The following is a 17,350-nucleotide window of genomic DNA, read 5'->3' as shown; positions in this document are numbered from 1 at the left end:
GCTAAATGACGATCATTTTGATTTAGATGATAAAGGTTGGAGTTGAAAATGCTGCAAGGTAAATGTGTTGTTCTCGGTGTCACAGGTGGAATCGCTGCCTACAAGGCTGCCGAACTCTTGCGTCTGCTGGTTAAGGCGGGAGCAGAGGTTCACGTCATCATGACGAGCAGCGCACAGGAGTTCGTTGCCCCGCTGACATTCCAGACCTTGTCCGGCAACCCGGTTCACACGGAACTCTTCAATATTATCCAGGAGCAGGAAATCGGTCATATCTCACTGGCAGATCGTGCTGATCTTCTACTGGTTGCTCCAGCCACCGCCAACCTCATCGGTAAAGTGGCCAATGGCATCGCTGATGACCTCCTAACAACGACACTCATGGCCACCAGGGCCAAAGTGCTCTTTGCTCCGGCGATGAACAGCAACATGTGGGAAAACCCGCTCTACAGAAAGAACCAGGAGACACTGGAAGCTCAGGGTTATCATTTTATTGCTCCGGCCTATGGCGATCTGGCTTGTGGTTGGCAAGGGCAGGGTAAGCTTCCCGATCCTCACGAGATCTTGCTTGCTGCACAGGCGTTGTTCGGCAAGCAGGACCTTGCCGGCAAGACACTCCTGGTGACAGCCGGGCCTACGCGCGAAGAGATCGATCCGGTTCGTTTCTTAAGTAACTATTCTTCCGGGAAAATGGGTTACGCCATTGCCGCGGCGGCCAGTCATCGTGGGGCGCGGGTCGTGCTGGTCTCCGGCCCTGTGAATTTGCCTGAGCCTCATGGTGTCGAGACCATTCAGGTCGTCAGCGCAATGGAAATGCATCAGGCGGTTATGGCAGAGGCCGAGCATGCGGATATTATTATCAAGGCGGCTGCTGTTGCTGATTTCCGACCAACGACATGCTGTGAGCAAAAAGTCAAAAAAGGCAGCTCTGAAACGATGATGGTTGAGCTGCAACGCAATCCGGATATTCTCGCTGAGCTCGGAGAAAAGAAGGGCTCGCGTATTCTGATCGGTTTTGCCGCAGAAACAGAAGAGTTGCTGAAGAATGCCCGTGAGAAGTTGACCAGGAAGAATCTCGATATGATCGTTGCCAACGATGTGACCCAGGAAGGCGCCGGCTTCGATGGTGATACGAACATCGTCCGTTTCTTGAGCGCCGATGGTGCCGTTGAAGAGTTGCCTAAAATGTCCAAGGTTTTGGTTGCCGAGACGCTTCTCGACAGGGCCTCGGCTCTGTTGTCGGGGAAATGAGAGTCAGGACTCAGAGAGCAGTGTCAGCAGGTCGTCAGGCTGACAGATCCCTTCCTTGAGCCTGATCTTGATGACGCCAAGCATCTCTTCTGCCTCGCTCTCACCTAGTTTGCCATCGAGCCAGAGCGTGTTCAGGTTTTTACGAATCATGCCGGCGGTATTCAGGGCGCGCTCACCGGTCGGATCTGCTTTGCAAAAGGGGCTGTTGTCAATGTCCTGCAAGAAGCTGAGCGTTGCTTCACTGGTCAGTCCCAGATACTCTTTCTGATCCTCTTCCGTGATTGCCCACTTGGAGGTTTTGGCCAGTGATCGCAAAACTTTTTGATATTGCTGCAACCGGTTGAGCAGCAGCAGAGAGTTGAAAAGCCTTTTGTTGGTGCCGAAGGAAAAGATCGTGTTGGAGAGGACCCCGCGCATCAGCTTGTCATTGTCAGAGAAGTCTTTGCGCCCGATTGATCGAGCCAGCGGCCAGATCTCCGGTGAGACGTGGGCTTCAAAGCGCATTTCCCAATAAGCGTGTTTGAGGAGTACCGTGTTGTAGGTACGCATCAGCTTGAAGGGGACGAAGTAGGAATGGGCCACGGTGTCGGCTGCGAGGTGACTGAGGTAGCCGTAAGCACAGGCTTGATGGCTTTCTGTTTTTGCTTGTTTGAGGATCTTGCGACCCATCCGCCAGGAGTGGCAGTGGCGCAGGTAGTGAGTGTACTTTTTACCGAGAGTGATGTCGGCACTGATACAGCCGTACAGGTAGTCGTTGGGGTAAGCTGCCAGAAGCGTCCTTAGAGGGTCCGGTAGTTGGGCAAGGTTGTCGAGAATCCAGGCGCCGGTCTGGAGGTGGACGCCGATTCCCCAGGCCAGGGCAGCGGATGGAAAGAGCAGCAGAGCGGCAGATGTCAGGATTGCAGGAATGAACCATTTCATCGGATGATTGTACCGTCCTTTGATCGAATAATATACCCACTAAAAGGATTTACTCGTCGAATATGCCCGATCAACTCGTAAATGAAATCCGTGCAACCCTGGCCGCGGCCCGGAGCCAGTTCGAATATCTAACAGATCTTGGCTTTGTAGAACAGAAGGTTGCTGTCCATGCAGGACCTGATGTGCAGAATGCTGAGGCAATGATTCCTGGTTCAGAGGCTCTCGATGCAATTTTTAAGGAACTGGATGATTGCCAACGCTGTGGTCTTGGTGCGTCACGTACGAAGCTGGTTTACGGTGTCGGAAATCCCAACGCACGGCTGGTTCTTGTCGGAGAGGCTCCCGGTCGCGAGGAAGATCTTCAGGGCGAACCTTTTGTTGGCGAAGCGGGGCAATTGCTCGACCGGATTCTGCAGGCGATGGGCCTGCATCGTGACGACGTCTACCTCTGTAACGTCCTAAAATGTCGTCCGCCCAATAATCGCGATCCACAACCGGACGAGGTGGCAACCTGCGAAGCTTTTCTGGCGCGACAGCTTGCAGCCATTCGTCCCCAGGTCATCATTGGTCTCGGTAGTTTCGCAGTGCACAGTCTGCTGAAAACCAACGCACCCATCAGCAAGTTGCGTGGAGAATGGCAAAGCTACCAGGGAATCCACCTGATGCCGACTTACCACCCGGCCTACCTGTTAAGTAACCCGGAAGCTAAACGGGACGTCTGGGATGATATGAAGCAAGTCTTGCGTCGGTTGCAAACCGATGGCGAGGGTTTATGAATAATGCTGCGCCCTTACTTCAGGTTCGACAGGCTTCTGCCAGTCGCCCGGGAGAGTCGGGAGCGTTACAGAGAGTCCTGCAAAAGACGACTTTCAGGGTTGACGCAGGTGAAATTCTTGCTGTCGTCGGTCCTTCCGGGAGTGGTAAAAGTACACTTCTCAGATTGCTCAATCGTCTGCTCGAAGCCGAGAGTGGTGATATTCTCCTCTCGGGAGTGAGCATCAGGAACTTCCCTCCGCCTGAGCTTCGCGCATCTATCCCTCTGGTGAGTCAGAAACCTTTCCTTTTCCCCGGGACCGTCAGGGAGAACCTGCAGGCTCCTGCTCGCTTGCGCCGGGCTGAGTTGCCCGATTGCAGTGATCCCTCTCTACAGGAACTGCTTGAGCTCTGCCATGTCGATCCGGCCTGGCTTGATCGTGACGCCCGCAAACTCTCGGTTGGTCAGCAGCAGAGGGTTTGCCTGGCCCGTGCCATGGTCGGCCCTTGCCAGGTTTTACTTCTTGACGAGCCGACCAGCGCTCTTGATCGCCCCACCGCTGACCAGATGGCCTCGACCTTCCGTCAACTTGCCCGTGAGAAGAATCTGGCCATTATCTTTGTCACCCATGATCTGCGCCTGACGGCTCGTTGTGCTGATCATGTCATTTTTATGGATAATGGCGCTGTTGTTGAAGAAGGTCCGGCAAGCCGGCTCCTTAACCACCCGGAAACGCCAGAAGTGCGTGCCTTTCTCGCCTCAGGTTCAGAAGATGATAGGGAGGTGTCGCCATGACGGCATCAATCATCGACCTCAGCTTGTGGGACCTGGTGACCGTTTACAGCTTGTTGTTGATGAGCATCGGCCTGGCACATCTACTCAAGGCGGGGCAGAGCAAAGATCTCTTCTGGTCCGGATTGCGGATGTTCGTCCAGCTGCTTGTGGTTGGCTATGTGTTGCATCTGATCTTTGCCCTGGAAACACCTCTGCCGGTGCTGCTGATCCTGATCGTCATGATCGGTTTTGCGGTGCAGACCATCGGTGCCAGAGTGAAGACGAAGATGCCGCATTTCTACCGGGTGGTCGGTACGGCCATCCTCTTTGGTTGCGGCGGCATGACCTTTTTCTTCTGCTCCCTGGTGATCGGCCTGGAGCCTTGGTATGATCCGCGTTACCTGATTCCTTTGGCCGGTATGATCATCGGCAACTCAATGACCGGCGCAAGCCTTGCGGTAGAACGTTTGGCCGCTGAATTTAGTGAACGGCGTGATGAGATTGAGACCGGGCTTTGTTTAGGCGGCAGCATCCAGGCTGTTTCTGAAACGGCGATCAGCAGCGCTTTCCGAGCGGCCCTGATCCCTTCGGTCAATGCCATGGCCGCCATGGGGCTGGTTTTCCTTCCCGGTATGATGACAGGGCAGATCCTTTCCGGAACTGAGCCACTGATCGCAGTCAAATACCAGATCGCCATCATGTGCGTGATAACCGGGAGTGTATCGCTGACGACGTTTTTTATTTTGAAACTTGGTTATCGTGCGTATTTCACGCCTTACCAGAGTTTGCGTGAAGATTGATATAGGGAGCGTCAAGGCATTTGCCACCCGTTCGCTTTGCTCTCTAGAGCCACGGAGAACACAGAGAAAAGCTAAGAGAATTATTGTTGTCTCTGTGTCCTCTGTGACTCTGTGGTGAAAGATTTTGCTTTGTCCCACCCTTAATGCCTCAGCTTTGCAAGACGTATATGAAAGGAACTATTCAATGAGAAGAAGCGATAAAGCGTTGCCGAATGATGCTTTAGTGAAAATCCTGCAGGATGGAGAATATGGTGTCCTGTCAACCGTGTCTGTTGACGGACAGCCTTACGGTGTCCCTCTGAATTATTCCTTCAGGAACAATAGTCTGTATTTCCATTGCGCCCTGGAAGGTCACAAACTCGATAATCTGCTTGCGAACGAGAAGGTCTCCTTCTGTGTGGTTGGCCATAGCAAAGTTGTCCCTGCTGATTTTACTTCGGAATTTTCAAGTGTGATTGTGACCGGTACTGCCGAAGTGATCTATGCCGAAGAAAAGTATGAGGCGCTGGTCAGCTTGATCGAAAAATATTGCCCTGAGTTTGTGGAGGAGGGGCGGCGATATATTGAGAAACTTGATGGTGAGACTGCGGCTGTGGCGATTCGGATTGAATCGATGACCGGCAAGCGTAGCCCGGCATAATTATTTGTATATCTTTCAATTGCCTGAACGATCGTGAAAACGTATACTTACCCAAATTTTTCCATTTAGACCCTTACCGACAGATTCCGTACCCTTATGCGAACCGGCCTGCGTACTGAAATCATCCTGAGTATCTCTTTGCTGCTGGCAGCAGCATTGCTCTTTGCCGGTTTCCTCATGGTCAAATTGACCGAACATAATCTCCTCGAGCAACAGCGTGTTCATGCGGCAAGTATCGTCAGGCTTGTTGCGGCCGGTGTCGATGAGCCTGCGAACCTTGCAGGCACTCAAAGCGAAAGGGCTTTGTCCAGCCTGAACCGGTTGCAAACGCTCTTAAGTCGGCAACCTGGTATTCTGGCCTGGCGTCTGCTCGATGCCCGGTTGCAGATTCTGTCCAGCACTGCCTACGAATTGACACAGGAATTTACCGCGATTTCCCCCTCTGTTCTCGAGGTTGGTGAGCTGCATGAATCTTTAAATTACGAAGCCTTCCGGTTTTTTAATTCTGAAGCGCAGCAGAGTTATCTGGATTTATCGACCACTCTATGGCAGAGCGATCAACCGTACGGTTTGCTGCAAGTTCGTTTTGACCTGCAAGAATTGCGGGCCAGGGTGCTTGGAGCCCAAAAACTGATTCTCGGCTATGTCGTCATCTACGGTCTGATCCTGGCCGTATTCGGCGTTTACCTGCTCAATCGCAACGTCGTTAAGCCGGTTCGGCAGCTGCATCAGGCAACGACCACGGTTGCCGGGGGAACTCTTGCTCCTGTTGAAGTGCTTTCGGGGCCCGGCGAAATCCACGAGTTGGCCGACAGTTTTAACAAGATGATTACGGCCCTGTCAGCCAGTCGCGCGGAGACAGAAGAACATATCGCCTCTCTCGAAGAGACCAACCAGGCGCTGGCCCAGGCGCGTGATGATCTTGTCCGCTCGGAGAAGTTGGCGACCGTTGGCCACCTTGCCGCCGGAATGGCCCATGAAATCGGCAACCCCCTCGGTGCTGTGGTCGGTTACCTGAATATCCTTCAGGCAGACCTGTCCGGTGAGTCGCAGGACCTGGTCGCAAGATCGCTTGCTGAAACGGCCCGGATTGACAAACTCATCCGTGAGTTACTAGATTATTCTGCGCCTCTCGCCCATCAGGTTGAGTCGTTTGATCCGATTAAATCCTTGCGTGAAACTATTGAACTGTTACGTCATCAGGGGCAACTTGAGTCCATTCGGATCGATGATCGCTGCTCCGATACGTTTTGCCGGGTCAACATGGACCGGGGGCGCCTGGTTCAGGTCTGGATCAATCTGCTCCTTAATGCACAGGATGCCAAGCAGGGTGAGGGTCAGATCGTTTTGTCCTCCGAGAGTGATGGCCGGGTTGTTTCTGTTGCGATTCAGGATGAAGGCCCTGGTATCGCAGCTGATGTTGCGACCAGGATTTTTGAACCTTTCTACACGACGAAGGCCCCGGGCAGTGGCTATGGTCTGGGCCTTGCTGTCTGTCAGCGGATTATTGACGAGAACGGCGGTAGCTTAAAGCTAAGCCAGGGTTCTGCGAAAGGGGCGCGTTTTACAGTGACTTTACCCTGCTCAACAGAGGTTCAATCATGACAGCAGTAGAGCGTCATATCCTGATCATCGATGACGAAGCGCCGATGCGTCATATGCTGCGCATGGTCCTTGAACGAGATGGTTATACGGTTTCAGAGGCGACCAGCGGCAGACAGGGACTGGATCGTCTGCAGTCGGGACACTACTCACTGGTTTTGTGTGACATCCGCATGCCGGAGATGGATGGCTTGTCGTTTCTCAAAGAGAAGCAGGCCCAGCAATTCGGTGGTACAGTGATCATGATGAGTGCCTACGGCAGTGTTGACACTGCCGTAGAATGCATGAAACAGGGCGCCTACGACTATATCTCCAAACCTTTCCGGCCCGATGAAATCCTTCTGACCGTACGTAAAGCAGAAGAGCGACTGCACCTGCGCCAGGAAAATGTCCAGCTCAAGACAAGCATGCGACGTGGGAGTCGGCCACAAGGCGTGGCTGCTATTATTCATCGCAGCGCTGTTATGAAGAATTTGTTGGTAACCGTCGAAAAAGCGGCGGCAGTCAATGCTCCGGTTCTGATCACCGGCCCGACCGGAACGGGCAAGGAGTTGATTGCCCGGGCGTTACATGCAGAAAGCCCGCGTAGCGACAAGCCTTTTCTCGCGGTTAACTGCAGCGCCATCCCTGCCGGTTTGCTTGAGAGCGAACTGTTCGGGCACGCCAAGGGTGCTTTTACCGGCGCGGATCGAAGCCGGAATGGTTTGTTCGGGGCCGCCGATGGAGGAACTCTTCTACTCGATGAGATTGGTGATTTCCCGCTTGCCCTACAGCCGAAATTGTTGCGGGTTCTGCAGGAGCGAGAGGTGCGCCGTATTGGCGAGAGTAAGCCCACACCGGTCGATGTGCGTGTGCTTGCGGCCACGTCCAAAGACCTCAAAGAGGCGGTCGCAGATGGCTCCTTCCGGGAAGATCTTTTTTATCGACTGGCCGTAATCTCAGTTGACCTTCCGGCACTTGAACAACGCTCCGAAGATGTTGCCGCGCTGGTTGAAAGCTATCTGCCAAGGATTTCTGCCAGACTGAAGCGCCCTGTCCCGACTATGAGCCCCGAGGCCTTGAATAAATTGACTCAACAGCCTTGGCCAGGGAATATCCGTGAACTTTTGAATGTGCTTGAAAAGACCCTAGTGTTCTGTCGCGAAGAGATCATAGGAGAAGGCGACCTGGCTTTGCATGATCATCCTGTCGCGCCGATTGATCCGGCTAACCTTTCTCTGAAGAAAGCGACTGCTGCACTGGAAAAGGATTATATCGAGAAAGCTCTGATTGCGACTGATGGCAATCGGACTCAGGCTGCGAAGATACTTGAGATCAGTTTGCGTTCGTTGATTTATAAAATCAAAGACTACGGCCTTTGATTTGGGGGCTGGAGAGCGGAGGTTGGAGGCTGGCAAAACCTTTTGACCAACAAAGGGACAATCTCTTACCAGCCCCTAGTCCCCAGCCCCCAATCTCCAGACACCGCCTAAAGCCATGCAAATGTTGCATAGGATGTCACAATAGGAAGATTGCAACAAATCCCTAATAACAACAAAATCAGCAGGTTAAGGCTATTTCTCTGTCTTCTCTTGTTGGTACGCCTTTTGCTCGTAACTAGTCTCAGGTTAGTCGTGATCTCAGGAGGACATGATGCCCGCTTTGAAAAATTCCCAATCCGGCTTCTCTATGATTGAAATGTTGGTTGCTATTGTCATCCTGGCGGTTGGCTTATTGGGGCTTGCTCAATTACAGATTACGGCAATCAAAACTAATTCCCAGAGTTTTACTTCGACCGCGGCCTCTGTATTGACTCAGCGTGTTTTAGAGCAGGTCTCGTCAATACCTCCAGACGATGTCTTATTCAATGGTCCTAGTAACGGTACTTGGTCAAGGGCTCCGATTACAAGTCCTGTCACCTTGTCTGGAGGGGGGACTTATAACATTACATATGTTGTTGAACCTGTTGATTCTGATAATGACCCATCTACCAATAATGACATTACTAATCTCTACAAAGTCACTGTTACGGTTAGTAGTACTGGTGAGCTGAGTCATGTACTTGGGAACAAAGTACGCACGGTTGTGGGTTCTATAGTTAAGAGGGCTATTTAGGGAGCGTCACCTATGTTCAGGTCTCTGTTAAGTAAACTGTGTGGCAGCCGAGGGATGAGTCTGGTTGAGCTTCTCGTTGTTATGGCGATTCTGTCAGTTGTCATGATGGCGGTAATGAGCCTCTTCATCCCTGCGGTGCAATCGACATCGACATCGACACAGGTCTCTGATGTGCAGGCCAATCTGCGACTGGCAATGAAGGCCATGACCCGCGACTTGTTGCATGCCGGTTTCATGGTGCCAGAGAATCCAATCATTTTTGAAGCAAGTGCCACGCCGGCCACGGCTGAGAACCCTGATCCCACAGATTTTACGATTCGTACCCGTGCTGTTGGTAATGATTTCGCTCGGGTGACGGGAGCTGCAGGAGTTACGAATATTACATTAGCTGTCTCAGACCCGGATATGGTTGCCAACTTTCCGGATGATACAAAAGTTCGATTGTACGAACCAATAACGGCACAAGAATTGATCAATGGTACAGGATCAAGCAGCGATAGGGCCTACAACGTTGAGTCAACAGGATCAGATACCATCGTGATTTCTGGAAATGGGATACTTAATGCGGGTGACGTTCCCGCTGAGACCGTTGTCATGCGTGTGCGCGATAATAGTCAGCCAGCTTTGTCAACGATACGGTTTCGTTTAAACAGTGCCGACCAGGCTCTAGAGAGAGTTGTCAATGGCAATACTCAGGTCATTGCCCGCAATGTAAACTTTGCCAATTTTACTTATGCAAAAACGGATGAAGGGCGGGTTAATTGGGTCGATATTGAGCTGCGGGGTGTTACCAAGGGGCTCAAGCCGAACGACGCCATCGCTGGAGTTAAAGAGCGTTCAGTACGGACATCCGTCAAGCTTCGTAATGTGTTTTGATGATATCGGTGAGTAAAGGGTCTGTCATGATATTTAAAACTCTAAGAAGAGATAACAGCCAGAAAGGTATGGCCTTGATCCTGGCAATCGGGTTCCTGGCAATCCTCAGCATTCTTGGGGCGACTGTTCTTAACGTCTCGTTGCGTGACCTGGATGAGAAACAGTATACGCGTTCATACACGCAGGCCGATCAGGCGGCTCTTTACACGGCCGATCGAGCTGTTGAATATGGGATGAATCGTGACCTTGTTATCAACTTGGCACAGTACAATGCGGTCAACCTTATGGCCGATAAAGTCAGGTTGGGTAATGGAACTGAACTGGGTGTTCTGCATCATGAGGTCATTGACAGCACTGGACCTGGCAGTCTAGTTGCCGGGAGGGTAACAGACGTTGGCCCTCGCAGTATGCCACCAGCAATGGCCTCAAAGCACGGCAGTGAGTTCGGCGCCAATATGTATCATGTCAGTGTTAAAACAGAAGCCGGCAGCGGGCTTTTCAAAAAGAATACCCATGTAGATGCCAGCATCATCCGTCTTTTCAAAATGGACGATGACCAGATATTCCGTACCTCGGGAGGAGGTTGATTATGAGCCGTTGGACAATTAAAAAACGTTGGTATGGTAGTGAGGAGTGGATGATCAGGCGTATCGTCAGTGCCATGCTTGTTTTTACCATGTTTTTCGGCCCGGGGTTCCCCTTTGCTGCTTTTGCTGAACCGGATACTTATGTTGGTGACTCGGCGATCTACATTGGTGCTCCCCAAGAAAGGGCCCGCCCCAAGGTCCTTTTCCTGATTGATAACAGCGCTGCTACTGAAAACCTTGCCTCCGGTTCGAGATACTACCCCAGTATCGCGTACAATACGGTCACCGGTCGAGAATCTTGGGACGTATTCGCTGCGAAAACAACTGGTGATTTTGAGACTGGTGCAACCCTCGACAATGACGGCTACGAGTTCCTGGAGTCGTGGTATGATCCGTCGGCTCCCGATAGCTGTGCCGCGGGCGTCAGGAAAGAAATCTACGATCGCTTCGTTCATGTGGGAACCTACTCATCAAATGGTTCTGAAACCTCGCCCAATATCAGGAATGACGATTGTTCCCTCAATCCCTCTGGCGCTGTCTACGCCATGGGTAACTATCTCAACTATCTCGCATATGACCCTATAAATTGGAATGACAATTTAGTTTCGGCTGGAACTTGCAGTCTTAGTGACTCTGCAATATACAATTCGGCGGAACTTGCAGCTAACGAGGATATTATTAACGACGATGATTACGATGGCATCTGTGACACCGACGATATCTGTCGCGGTTTCAATGACGACATCACTGGGATGTATAACTCCGCCCAGATAACAGCTCTCTATACCGAACTTGGCATGACTGCTCCTGACAGTTTCAACCCTGCCGTAGACGGTGCCGGGGTGGAATACTGGTTTGAGAATGATGGTGTCACCACCTACCAACTCTATGACCTTGATAATGACGGTGTTCCCAATGGTTTGCCAGGCACTCCGTGGGAAGGCGGCTGTGACATCTGTCTTGGCGGTATCGCTGACCTCGCAGATAGTGATCCCAATGGTCGAGATCACGAGGACTCCGATTATGACGAGATCCCGGACTACTGCGATCCTGACGACGATGAAGATGGTATCGATGATTATGATGAGTTTGGGGATCCCTTAGATAACTGTCAGTATGATAGCAATGCCGACCAGACCAACAGCGATGGTGATGCATTAGGTGATGCCTGTGATAACTGTCTAACCGCAGATAATGACTTACAGGTTGACACTGACGCTGATGGTGTCGGGGATAGCTGCGATAACTGCGTAAACTTAGCAAATGCAGATCAGCTTGATTTTGATGAAGATGGCATAGGTGACGCCTGTGACCCTGACGATGACAACGATAATGTCCCCGACGGTTCGGACTCCGATCCGTTAAATGCCAATGTCTGTTCTGACACCGACAGTGATACATGCGACGATTGTACCAATGGCACGTATGACATCGCTAACGACGGTGACGACACCGACGGTGACGAACAGTGCGACTTAAGCGACCCTGACGATGACAACGACGGCATCGACGACGATTTGGACGACGATCCGCTCAACCCGGATGTCTGCGAAGACGCAGATAATGATGGCTGTGATGACTGCTCCGTGGGTACTGATGACTTCGGACCGGACCCAGACAACGATCCTAGCAACGACAGCGACGACAACGACTCTGACGGGGTGTGCGATGGCAGTGACCCGGATATCGACGGTGACGGCGTGCTGAACGAGAACGACACCGATCCGTCAAATCCGAATATCTGCTCTGACACTGACGGTGACACCTGCGACGATTGTTCCAACGGTACTTTCGATCCATCGAACGACGGCACGGACTCGTTCGATGCTGACGGTCTTTGCGATGCCGGCGACCCGGACGACGACAACGACGGCCGCGATGACTTTGAGGACTCCGACCCTCTAAATCCGAATCTCTGTGCGGACAGCGACGGTGACACCTGCGACGATTGTTCCAATGGCATGTTTAACATTGCTAATGACGGGACCGACACCGACTCTGACGGTTCGTGTGATGACGGTGACACGGACGACGACAACGACGGCATCCTCGACGGTTCGGATGCCGATCCACTGAACCCGAATGTCTGCGAAGACGCCGATAACGATGGCTGCGATGACTGCACCAGGGGTCTGGATGGCTTCGATGTGGCGCCCGACAACTACGTCAATAACGACGGCGACGACAACGACTCTGATGGTCTCTGCGATGCCGGCGACCCGGACGACGACAACGACGGCCGCGATGACTTTGAGGACTCCGATCCTCTAAATCCGAATCTCTGTGCGGACACCGACGGTGACACTTGCGACGATTGTTTCAACGGCACGTTCGATCCATCGAACGACGGCGACAACAACGACTCTGACGGTCTCTGCGATGCCGGCGACCCGGACGACGACAACGACGGCCGCGATGACTTTGAGGACTCCGACCCTCTAAATCCAAATCTCTGTGCGGACACCGACGGTGACACTTGCAACGATTGTTTTAACGGCACGTTCGATCCATCGAACGACGGTCCTGATGCGGACGTGGACAGCATCTGCGATGCCAGTGACATATGCCCTGGCGGTGACGATACTATTGATGGCGATGGTGACGGTGTCCCCTTTGATTGTGACATCTGCCAAGGCGGTGACGACAACGTGGATCCAGATGTGGACTCATTCCCTAGCTACTGTGACCCCTGCCCGAACGATCCGGACAATGACTCTGATTTTGATGGATGGTGCAACGGTAGTGAGTACCAAGCCTCGTTAGGACTGTCAGGTGCCAATGACAACTGTCCGACTAAAACGAACGATCAGTCTGATTCCGATTTTGACGGAATCGGTGATGCTTGTGATCCTAACCAAACGATTTTGATCACGCTAACCGAGGGTTCGACAGTTAATGGCACCATTGGTGCGGCAGGAGATCAAGTCTTGTATAGGGTTGCTCTGGATGTTGGGAGAACCTACCAAATTGATCTTAGACCAGGCTTACTTACACCGCTGTCGAGCACACATCTTAGAATCTACGATTCAGGACAAGTGCTTAGAGGGCAGGATGCTGGTAATCCCAATACACAGTTGATCTTTACTGCCCCTTCTACAGGAACCTATTTCATCTCTGCAGGCGGTTTTAAGAGTAATACTGGTTCTTATCGACTGAGCCTGTCTCCACCAATAGCCAACCTTGAAAATAATGATGTTCCTTCTGTCATTCTTGCTCTTGGTAGCGCCATGCCGACCCTCTCGGTCGCTGTGGCTTCAGTCATGACCTTTTTCTCCACGACCGGAGGAGAAGCCGAGGCAGCGAAACCTCCAGTCACTGGGAAACCGGATCCAACGCCACAGAACCCTCAAACGACTATCCGTAAGGTTATGTTCGATGCCTTGACCCAGGTCGTTGATGGGGCTCGACCTTCGGTGGATTTCGGAGCTATGGCGTTCGGTCCTGCAAAAGTAGGTGGGGCTTTGCTCCATGATGTCGCGGACCTTCGCAACGACGACGCTCGAGACGCTTTTATTGCTTCTTTACCAGGGGTCAGCGAAAATGGAGTGAATATCGGGCCTGACAATGCGATGCCACTTTCGGGTGCTCCGCGCCCTCTGTCTTCGGCACTTTATGACGCTGGGTACTATTTTGGCGCGGATTACAATTCGACGGCTCAATACCAACAACCCGCCGTGTCTAACGGGAAGCAGTACACTCCAGGAGAAGGGAATTGCGGTTACGACCACATCGTTGTGTTGACGATCGGACAGCCTTTCGCTGATGCTGCTATCACGGGCGCTGGCTCTGTCGTTGCTACTACAATTGGCGATGCCGACGGTGATAACTATCCACATGGTGATCCCGATACTGCGGATGAGGGTTCTTACGCTTCTGGAGACCACTATATAGACGACATCGCCTACCGCTTACAATGGGAGGAAGATGTCAATAGTGATGGTGAGTACGGCGATATCACGGTTCACACTGTGCTGGCCTTTTTCCAGGAAGACGAGCTGATTCGTCGTGCCGCTGTTAACGGAGGTGGCGCGTACAATACGGCATACAACGCCCAGGAGTTGGCCGATGTTCTGAAAGATCTGCTGATCAATATCGTACTGAAAGCCGATACTGCCTTCGTTGCGCCGGTTGTTCCTGCGAGTACAACCAACCGTACGATCAGTAGTGACCGGGTCTACCTGGGACTCTTTAAGCCCCAGACGGATAATGCTTGGTACGGCAATATCAAGAAGTATCGTGTTGGTGAAGGTGAAACCCTGCTTGATCGTTATGAAAACGATGCGACGCAAGCTGATGGTGATTTCCAACCTCGTTCCTTATCATGGTGGGGGGCTAGTGATACAGATAATGATGAAGTCGATGACCTGTTAAGGTGTGCTGACGGCGACAGGGAGCTGTTTAATAAAGATGCGAATGGAGATTATGACACCATTGGGGGGTTGGTGGACGGTGACGGCGGAGCAGCTCAGTGCGGTGGCCTTGGTGGGGAACTCTCTTTGAGAGATATTACAGACGACACCTCCGGCAGGGATCCCTATACTGGTGAGCGTAGTATATTCACCTATCCTTCCGGTTCAGCATCTCTGGATCTGAGCCATCATGCTGACAACGCCTTTGAGGTCGATAACGACAAATTGCATAGGGTTGATGATGGCACTTCTGCCGGCCAGCCCGGTCCTCTTGACGTTTATGAAGGACTTTATACTGACTCGATAAAAGAGGAAAAAAGAATCATCAAGTATGTTCAGGGCCTCGAGTATGATCCCGACGTAGCAGACCTTGATACACTTCAAGAAAGGCGTTGGCCACTTGGAGATATCCTCCACTCGCGGCCCGTGGTCTTTAACTATTCCTCTTATTCTACTCTTGCTGAAGATACATGTTTCGAAGATGCAGATGGCGGAGAGTTCAACTCTTCAGTCATCTACGTCGGCGCAAATGATGGCATGCTGCATGCCTTCCGTGATTGCGATGGCCGCGAATTGTGGTCGTTTGTCCCTCAACAGATCCTACCGTACCTGAAGGATTCTCTTGATGGCAGTCATCAATACTTCGTTGATGCGCCGCCCGTAGCCTATGTGCATGACAAGGATAATGATGGAGTCATCGAACATGGCGATGGCGATAGAGTCCTCCTGGTATTTGGCTTGCGCCGTGGTGGCTCCTCAGATGATATTTCTTCAGGAACATGGGGCGGGTATTTCGGTATAGATGTCAGCCGCCCATATCTTAATACGACCCCACACAGCTCAGGGGCGCCTTCGTCAATGTCCTATGGCCCGCAGATGGTATTCAGTGTCGACAGCAGCACGCATAGTGATTACGACAATATGGGGCAGTCCTGGGGTCAGCCGCGTCTGGCCAAGGTGCGTGATGACTCTGGCAACCCCATGGTTGTGGCATTTGTGCCGGGCGGTTATTCGAAGCATGAGGACCTGCGTTTCGGTAACACCCAGGATTTCCCGGACGTCTCAACAAGTTCCGTTGTCCCAGGGATTACAGAGGACGGTGGGCTGGATGATTTTGGCTTCGGAATGACGACCTCCCCAGCCAGTAGCTCACCTGATTCTTGGGATGGCTCTGCGCACGAGATGCGCGGGCGTGGCATGTATGCGGTTAAGATTGCGAGCCTGGTGGACTGCGACACTGGGTGCGAACCTGATTTCAATGGTGCGGGAAGTATCGCCTGGGATTATGATCTTGATGACAACACAGCCTTGGATTATCCGATAGCCAGCGACATGACGGCGGGTGACTTGGATGCCGATGGCTACATCGATACCATATATATTGGAGATACGGGTGGACGGATGTGGCGCTTTGCTCATCCTTCGACTGTTAATACACCCAGTAAGAATGAAACAGTCAGTGCATGGCAGGGTAATATTATTTTCGATGCTAATAATGATGGTCCTAGCGGGGTTCAAGCAGTCCTGCCCTCTGGAGAATCGGATGTGGGTCGCAAGTTCTTCTATCGTCCTGCGGTGTCCGTGATCAATGGTCTGACGCACCTCTGGTTTGGGACCGGCGATCGTGCTCACCCGTTGAACCATGCGGTTGTTGACCGTCTCTACGAGATTGTCGACCGCGGTCAGTTGACCGGTGACTATATTGATGAGAAAAACCTCGTCGATATGACGGAAGATCCATTACAGACAGGCGACTCCGACACGGTGTCTGAAACACTTGATAAGCTTTACAACCGCGTTAACGGACCGGACAATACACCTAACTACTATCATGGCTGGATGATCAAGATGAATTGGGCCTACCCGGAGATCCCGGAAGATTATGAAGAGCTTACAGATGCTGAAAAGGCGTTGCTCTCAGCCGGAGAAGGTTCTGAGTCGTTTGTTGTGGGTGAGAAGATGCTTGCGGCGCCGGTGATGTTCAACAACGAGGCGTACTTTACAACTTACGCGCCGTTAGAAGATCCGAATGCGAGTGACCCCTGCGCAGTTGGTAACCTGGGTAGTTCTCGCCTGTATCATTTAAAATCAATGACAGGTGAGGCGATTTTTAACTATGACATATATAATGACGACTCTCTTGATGGTACCAGTTATAGTGATATGCTCGATGATAACCGGGCTAAAGGAGCAGGCGGGATATTGACGCGTTCTGACAGAACCCGTTATCTTGGTAAAGGTATTCCGTCCGGTATCGTGACCCTGATCGATGCCAGCGGACGGGTCACTATGATGATCAGTTCGAGCAACCGCGTTGATACCTACAACGCACCGGATATAAAACTGATTGCGCCTGTCTACTGGATGCAATGGTAGCTATATGACATAGTGTGTTGTTTCAAGAGGCCGCATCTTTTGGTGCGGCCTCTTTTTGTGTCTGTGACTTTTCTTGGCGTCTTGGTGTTTTTACGTTAGAATGACCGCAATTCTGCAATCTTTTTACGATTTATGGAGGCTCAATGACCCTGAAAAGACTTACATTTTTCCTGGCAGTTACAGTTTTACTGTCTGCGTGTGGCGATGATACCCCAGGGGAGACAACACCTGCTGTAAAACCCGAAGCAAAACAAACAGCACAAGCAACA

At 51.9% G+C, this 17,350-nt stretch carries 12 protein-coding genes; 11 read left to right on the top strand and 1 reads right to left on the bottom strand.

Going from position 1 to position 17,350, the window contains the following annotated elements; translation table 11 throughout:
• The first annotated feature begins 48 nt into the window (after positions 1 to 48).
• On the top strand, positions 49 to 1,248 hold the full coding sequence (coaBC, locus tag P9J64_05330; protein MDG5467744.1) for a bifunctional phosphopantothenoylcysteine decarboxylase/phosphopantothenate--cysteine ligase CoaBC: 1,200 nt from the start codon (positions 49 to 51) through the stop codon (positions 1,246 to 1,248).
• 3 nt (positions 1,249 to 1,251) lie between these two features.
• On the opposite strand, the gene P9J64_05325 is transcribed toward coaBC, so the two are convergent.
• Positions 1,252 to 2,169: a zinc dependent phospholipase C family protein gene (locus P9J64_05325; GenBank protein ID MDG5467743.1), complete on the bottom strand. Its 918-nt coding sequence runs from the start codon at positions 2,167 to 2,169 to the stop codon at positions 1,252 to 1,254.
• 62 nt (positions 2,170 to 2,231) lie between these two features.
• On the opposite strand from P9J64_05325, the gene P9J64_05320 reads away from it, so the two are divergent.
• The 10 genes from P9J64_05320 (at position 2,232) to P9J64_05275 (ending at position 17,081) form a co-directional block, all read left to right on the top strand.
• The gene (locus tag P9J64_05320; protein MDG5467742.1) at positions 2,232 to 2,945 is read left to right on the top strand and encodes a uracil-DNA glycosylase; all 714 of its coding nucleotides are present in this window, start codon (positions 2,232 to 2,234) and stop codon (positions 2,943 to 2,945) included.
• The gene (locus P9J64_05315) at positions 2,942 to 3,718 is read left to right on the top strand and encodes an ATP-binding cassette domain-containing protein (GenBank protein MDG5467741.1); all 777 of its coding nucleotides are present in this window, start codon (positions 2,942 to 2,944) and stop codon (positions 3,716 to 3,718) included. Before P9J64_05320 ends, P9J64_05315 begins: the two co-directional genes overlap by 4 nt.
• Positions 3,715 to 4,497: an iron export ABC transporter permease subunit FetB gene (gene fetB / locus P9J64_05310; protein MDG5467740.1), complete on the top strand. Its 783-nt coding sequence runs from the start codon at positions 3,715 to 3,717 to the stop codon at positions 4,495 to 4,497. Before P9J64_05315 ends, fetB begins: the two co-directional genes overlap by 4 nt.
• Before the next feature lie 184 nt (positions 4,498 to 4,681).
• Entirely contained in the window at positions 4,682 to 5,137 is a 456-nt protein-coding gene (locus P9J64_05305) for a pyridoxamine 5'-phosphate oxidase family protein (GenBank protein MDG5467739.1), read from the top strand.
• A gap of 96 nt (positions 5,138 to 5,233) precedes the next feature.
• Positions 5,234 to 6,742 carry a HAMP domain-containing sensor histidine kinase gene (locus P9J64_05300; GenBank protein MDG5467738.1) on the top strand — a complete coding sequence of 503 codons (1,509 nt, stop codon included), beginning with the start codon at positions 5,234 to 5,236 and terminating at the stop codon, positions 6,740 to 6,742.
• A complete protein-coding gene (locus P9J64_05295) occupies positions 6,739 to 8,100 on the top strand; it encodes a sigma-54 dependent transcriptional regulator (protein ID MDG5467737.1) in 1,362 nt (453 codons plus the stop codon). The genes P9J64_05300 and P9J64_05295 overlap by 4 nt, the downstream gene beginning before the upstream one ends.
• Before the next feature lie 268 nt (positions 8,101 to 8,368).
• On the top strand, positions 8,369 to 8,833 hold the full coding sequence (pilV, locus tag P9J64_05290; protein MDG5467736.1) for a type IV pilus modification protein PilV: 465 nt from the start codon (positions 8,369 to 8,371) through the stop codon (positions 8,831 to 8,833).
• Between the two features lie 12 nt (positions 8,834 to 8,845).
• Positions 8,846 to 9,709, top strand: coding sequence for a prepilin-type N-terminal cleavage/methylation domain-containing protein (locus P9J64_05285; GenBank protein MDG5467735.1), 864 nt, complete (start codon positions 8,846 to 8,848; stop codon positions 9,707 to 9,709).
• 26 nt (positions 9,710 to 9,735) lie between these two features.
• The gene (locus tag P9J64_05280; GenBank protein MDG5467734.1) at positions 9,736 to 10,296 is read left to right on the top strand and encodes a pilus assembly PilX N-terminal domain-containing protein; all 561 of its coding nucleotides are present in this window, start codon (positions 9,736 to 9,738) and stop codon (positions 10,294 to 10,296) included.
• A 2-nt stretch (positions 10,297 to 10,298) separates the two neighbouring features.
• Entirely contained in the window at positions 10,299 to 17,081 is a 6,783-nt protein-coding gene (locus tag P9J64_05275) for a PilC/PilY family type IV pilus protein (GenBank protein ID MDG5467733.1), read from the top strand.
• Positions 17,082 to 17,350 lie beyond the last annotated feature (269 nt).

This window comes from Deltaproteobacteria bacterium IMCC39524 (genome assembly GCA_029667085.1).
In the GTDB taxonomy this organism is placed as follows: domain Bacteria; phylum Desulfobacterota; class Desulfuromonadia; order Desulfuromonadales; family BM103; genus M0040.
This window is presented reverse-complemented; position numbering and strand designations above follow the sequence as displayed.

Excerpts from the sequence above, each read along its gene's own strand:
- coaBC (MDG5467744.1), top strand. The coding sequence starts at position 49 with ATGCTGCAAGGTAAATGTGTTGTTCTCGGTGTCACAGGTGGAATCGCT.
- P9J64_05325 (MDG5467743.1), bottom strand. The coding sequence starts at position 2,169 with ATGAAATGGTTCATTCCTGCAATCCTGACATCTGCCGCTCTGCTGCTC.
- P9J64_05320 (MDG5467742.1), top strand. The coding sequence starts at position 2,232 with ATGCCCGATCAACTCGTAAATGAAATCCGTGCAACCCTGGCCGCGGCC.
- P9J64_05315 (MDG5467741.1), top strand. The coding sequence starts at position 2,942 with ATGAATAATGCTGCGCCCTTACTTCAGGTTCGACAGGCTTCTGCCAGT.
- fetB (MDG5467740.1), top strand. The coding sequence starts at position 3,715 with ATGACGGCATCAATCATCGACCTCAGCTTGTGGGACCTGGTGACCGTT.
- P9J64_05305 (MDG5467739.1), top strand. The coding sequence starts at position 4,682 with ATGAGAAGAAGCGATAAAGCGTTGCCGAATGATGCTTTAGTGAAAATC.
- P9J64_05300 (MDG5467738.1), top strand. The coding sequence starts at position 5,234 with ATGCGAACCGGCCTGCGTACTGAAATCATCCTGAGTATCTCTTTGCTG.
- P9J64_05295 (MDG5467737.1), top strand. The coding sequence starts at position 6,739 with ATGACAGCAGTAGAGCGTCATATCCTGATCATCGATGACGAAGCGCCG.
- pilV (MDG5467736.1), top strand. The coding sequence starts at position 8,369 with ATGATGCCCGCTTTGAAAAATTCCCAATCCGGCTTCTCTATGATTGAA.
- P9J64_05285 (MDG5467735.1), top strand. The coding sequence starts at position 8,846 with ATGTTCAGGTCTCTGTTAAGTAAACTGTGTGGCAGCCGAGGGATGAGT.
- P9J64_05280 (MDG5467734.1), top strand. The coding sequence starts at position 9,736 with ATGATATTTAAAACTCTAAGAAGAGATAACAGCCAGAAAGGTATGGCC.
- P9J64_05275 (MDG5467733.1), top strand. The coding sequence starts at position 10,299 with ATGAGCCGTTGGACAATTAAAAAACGTTGGTATGGTAGTGAGGAGTGG.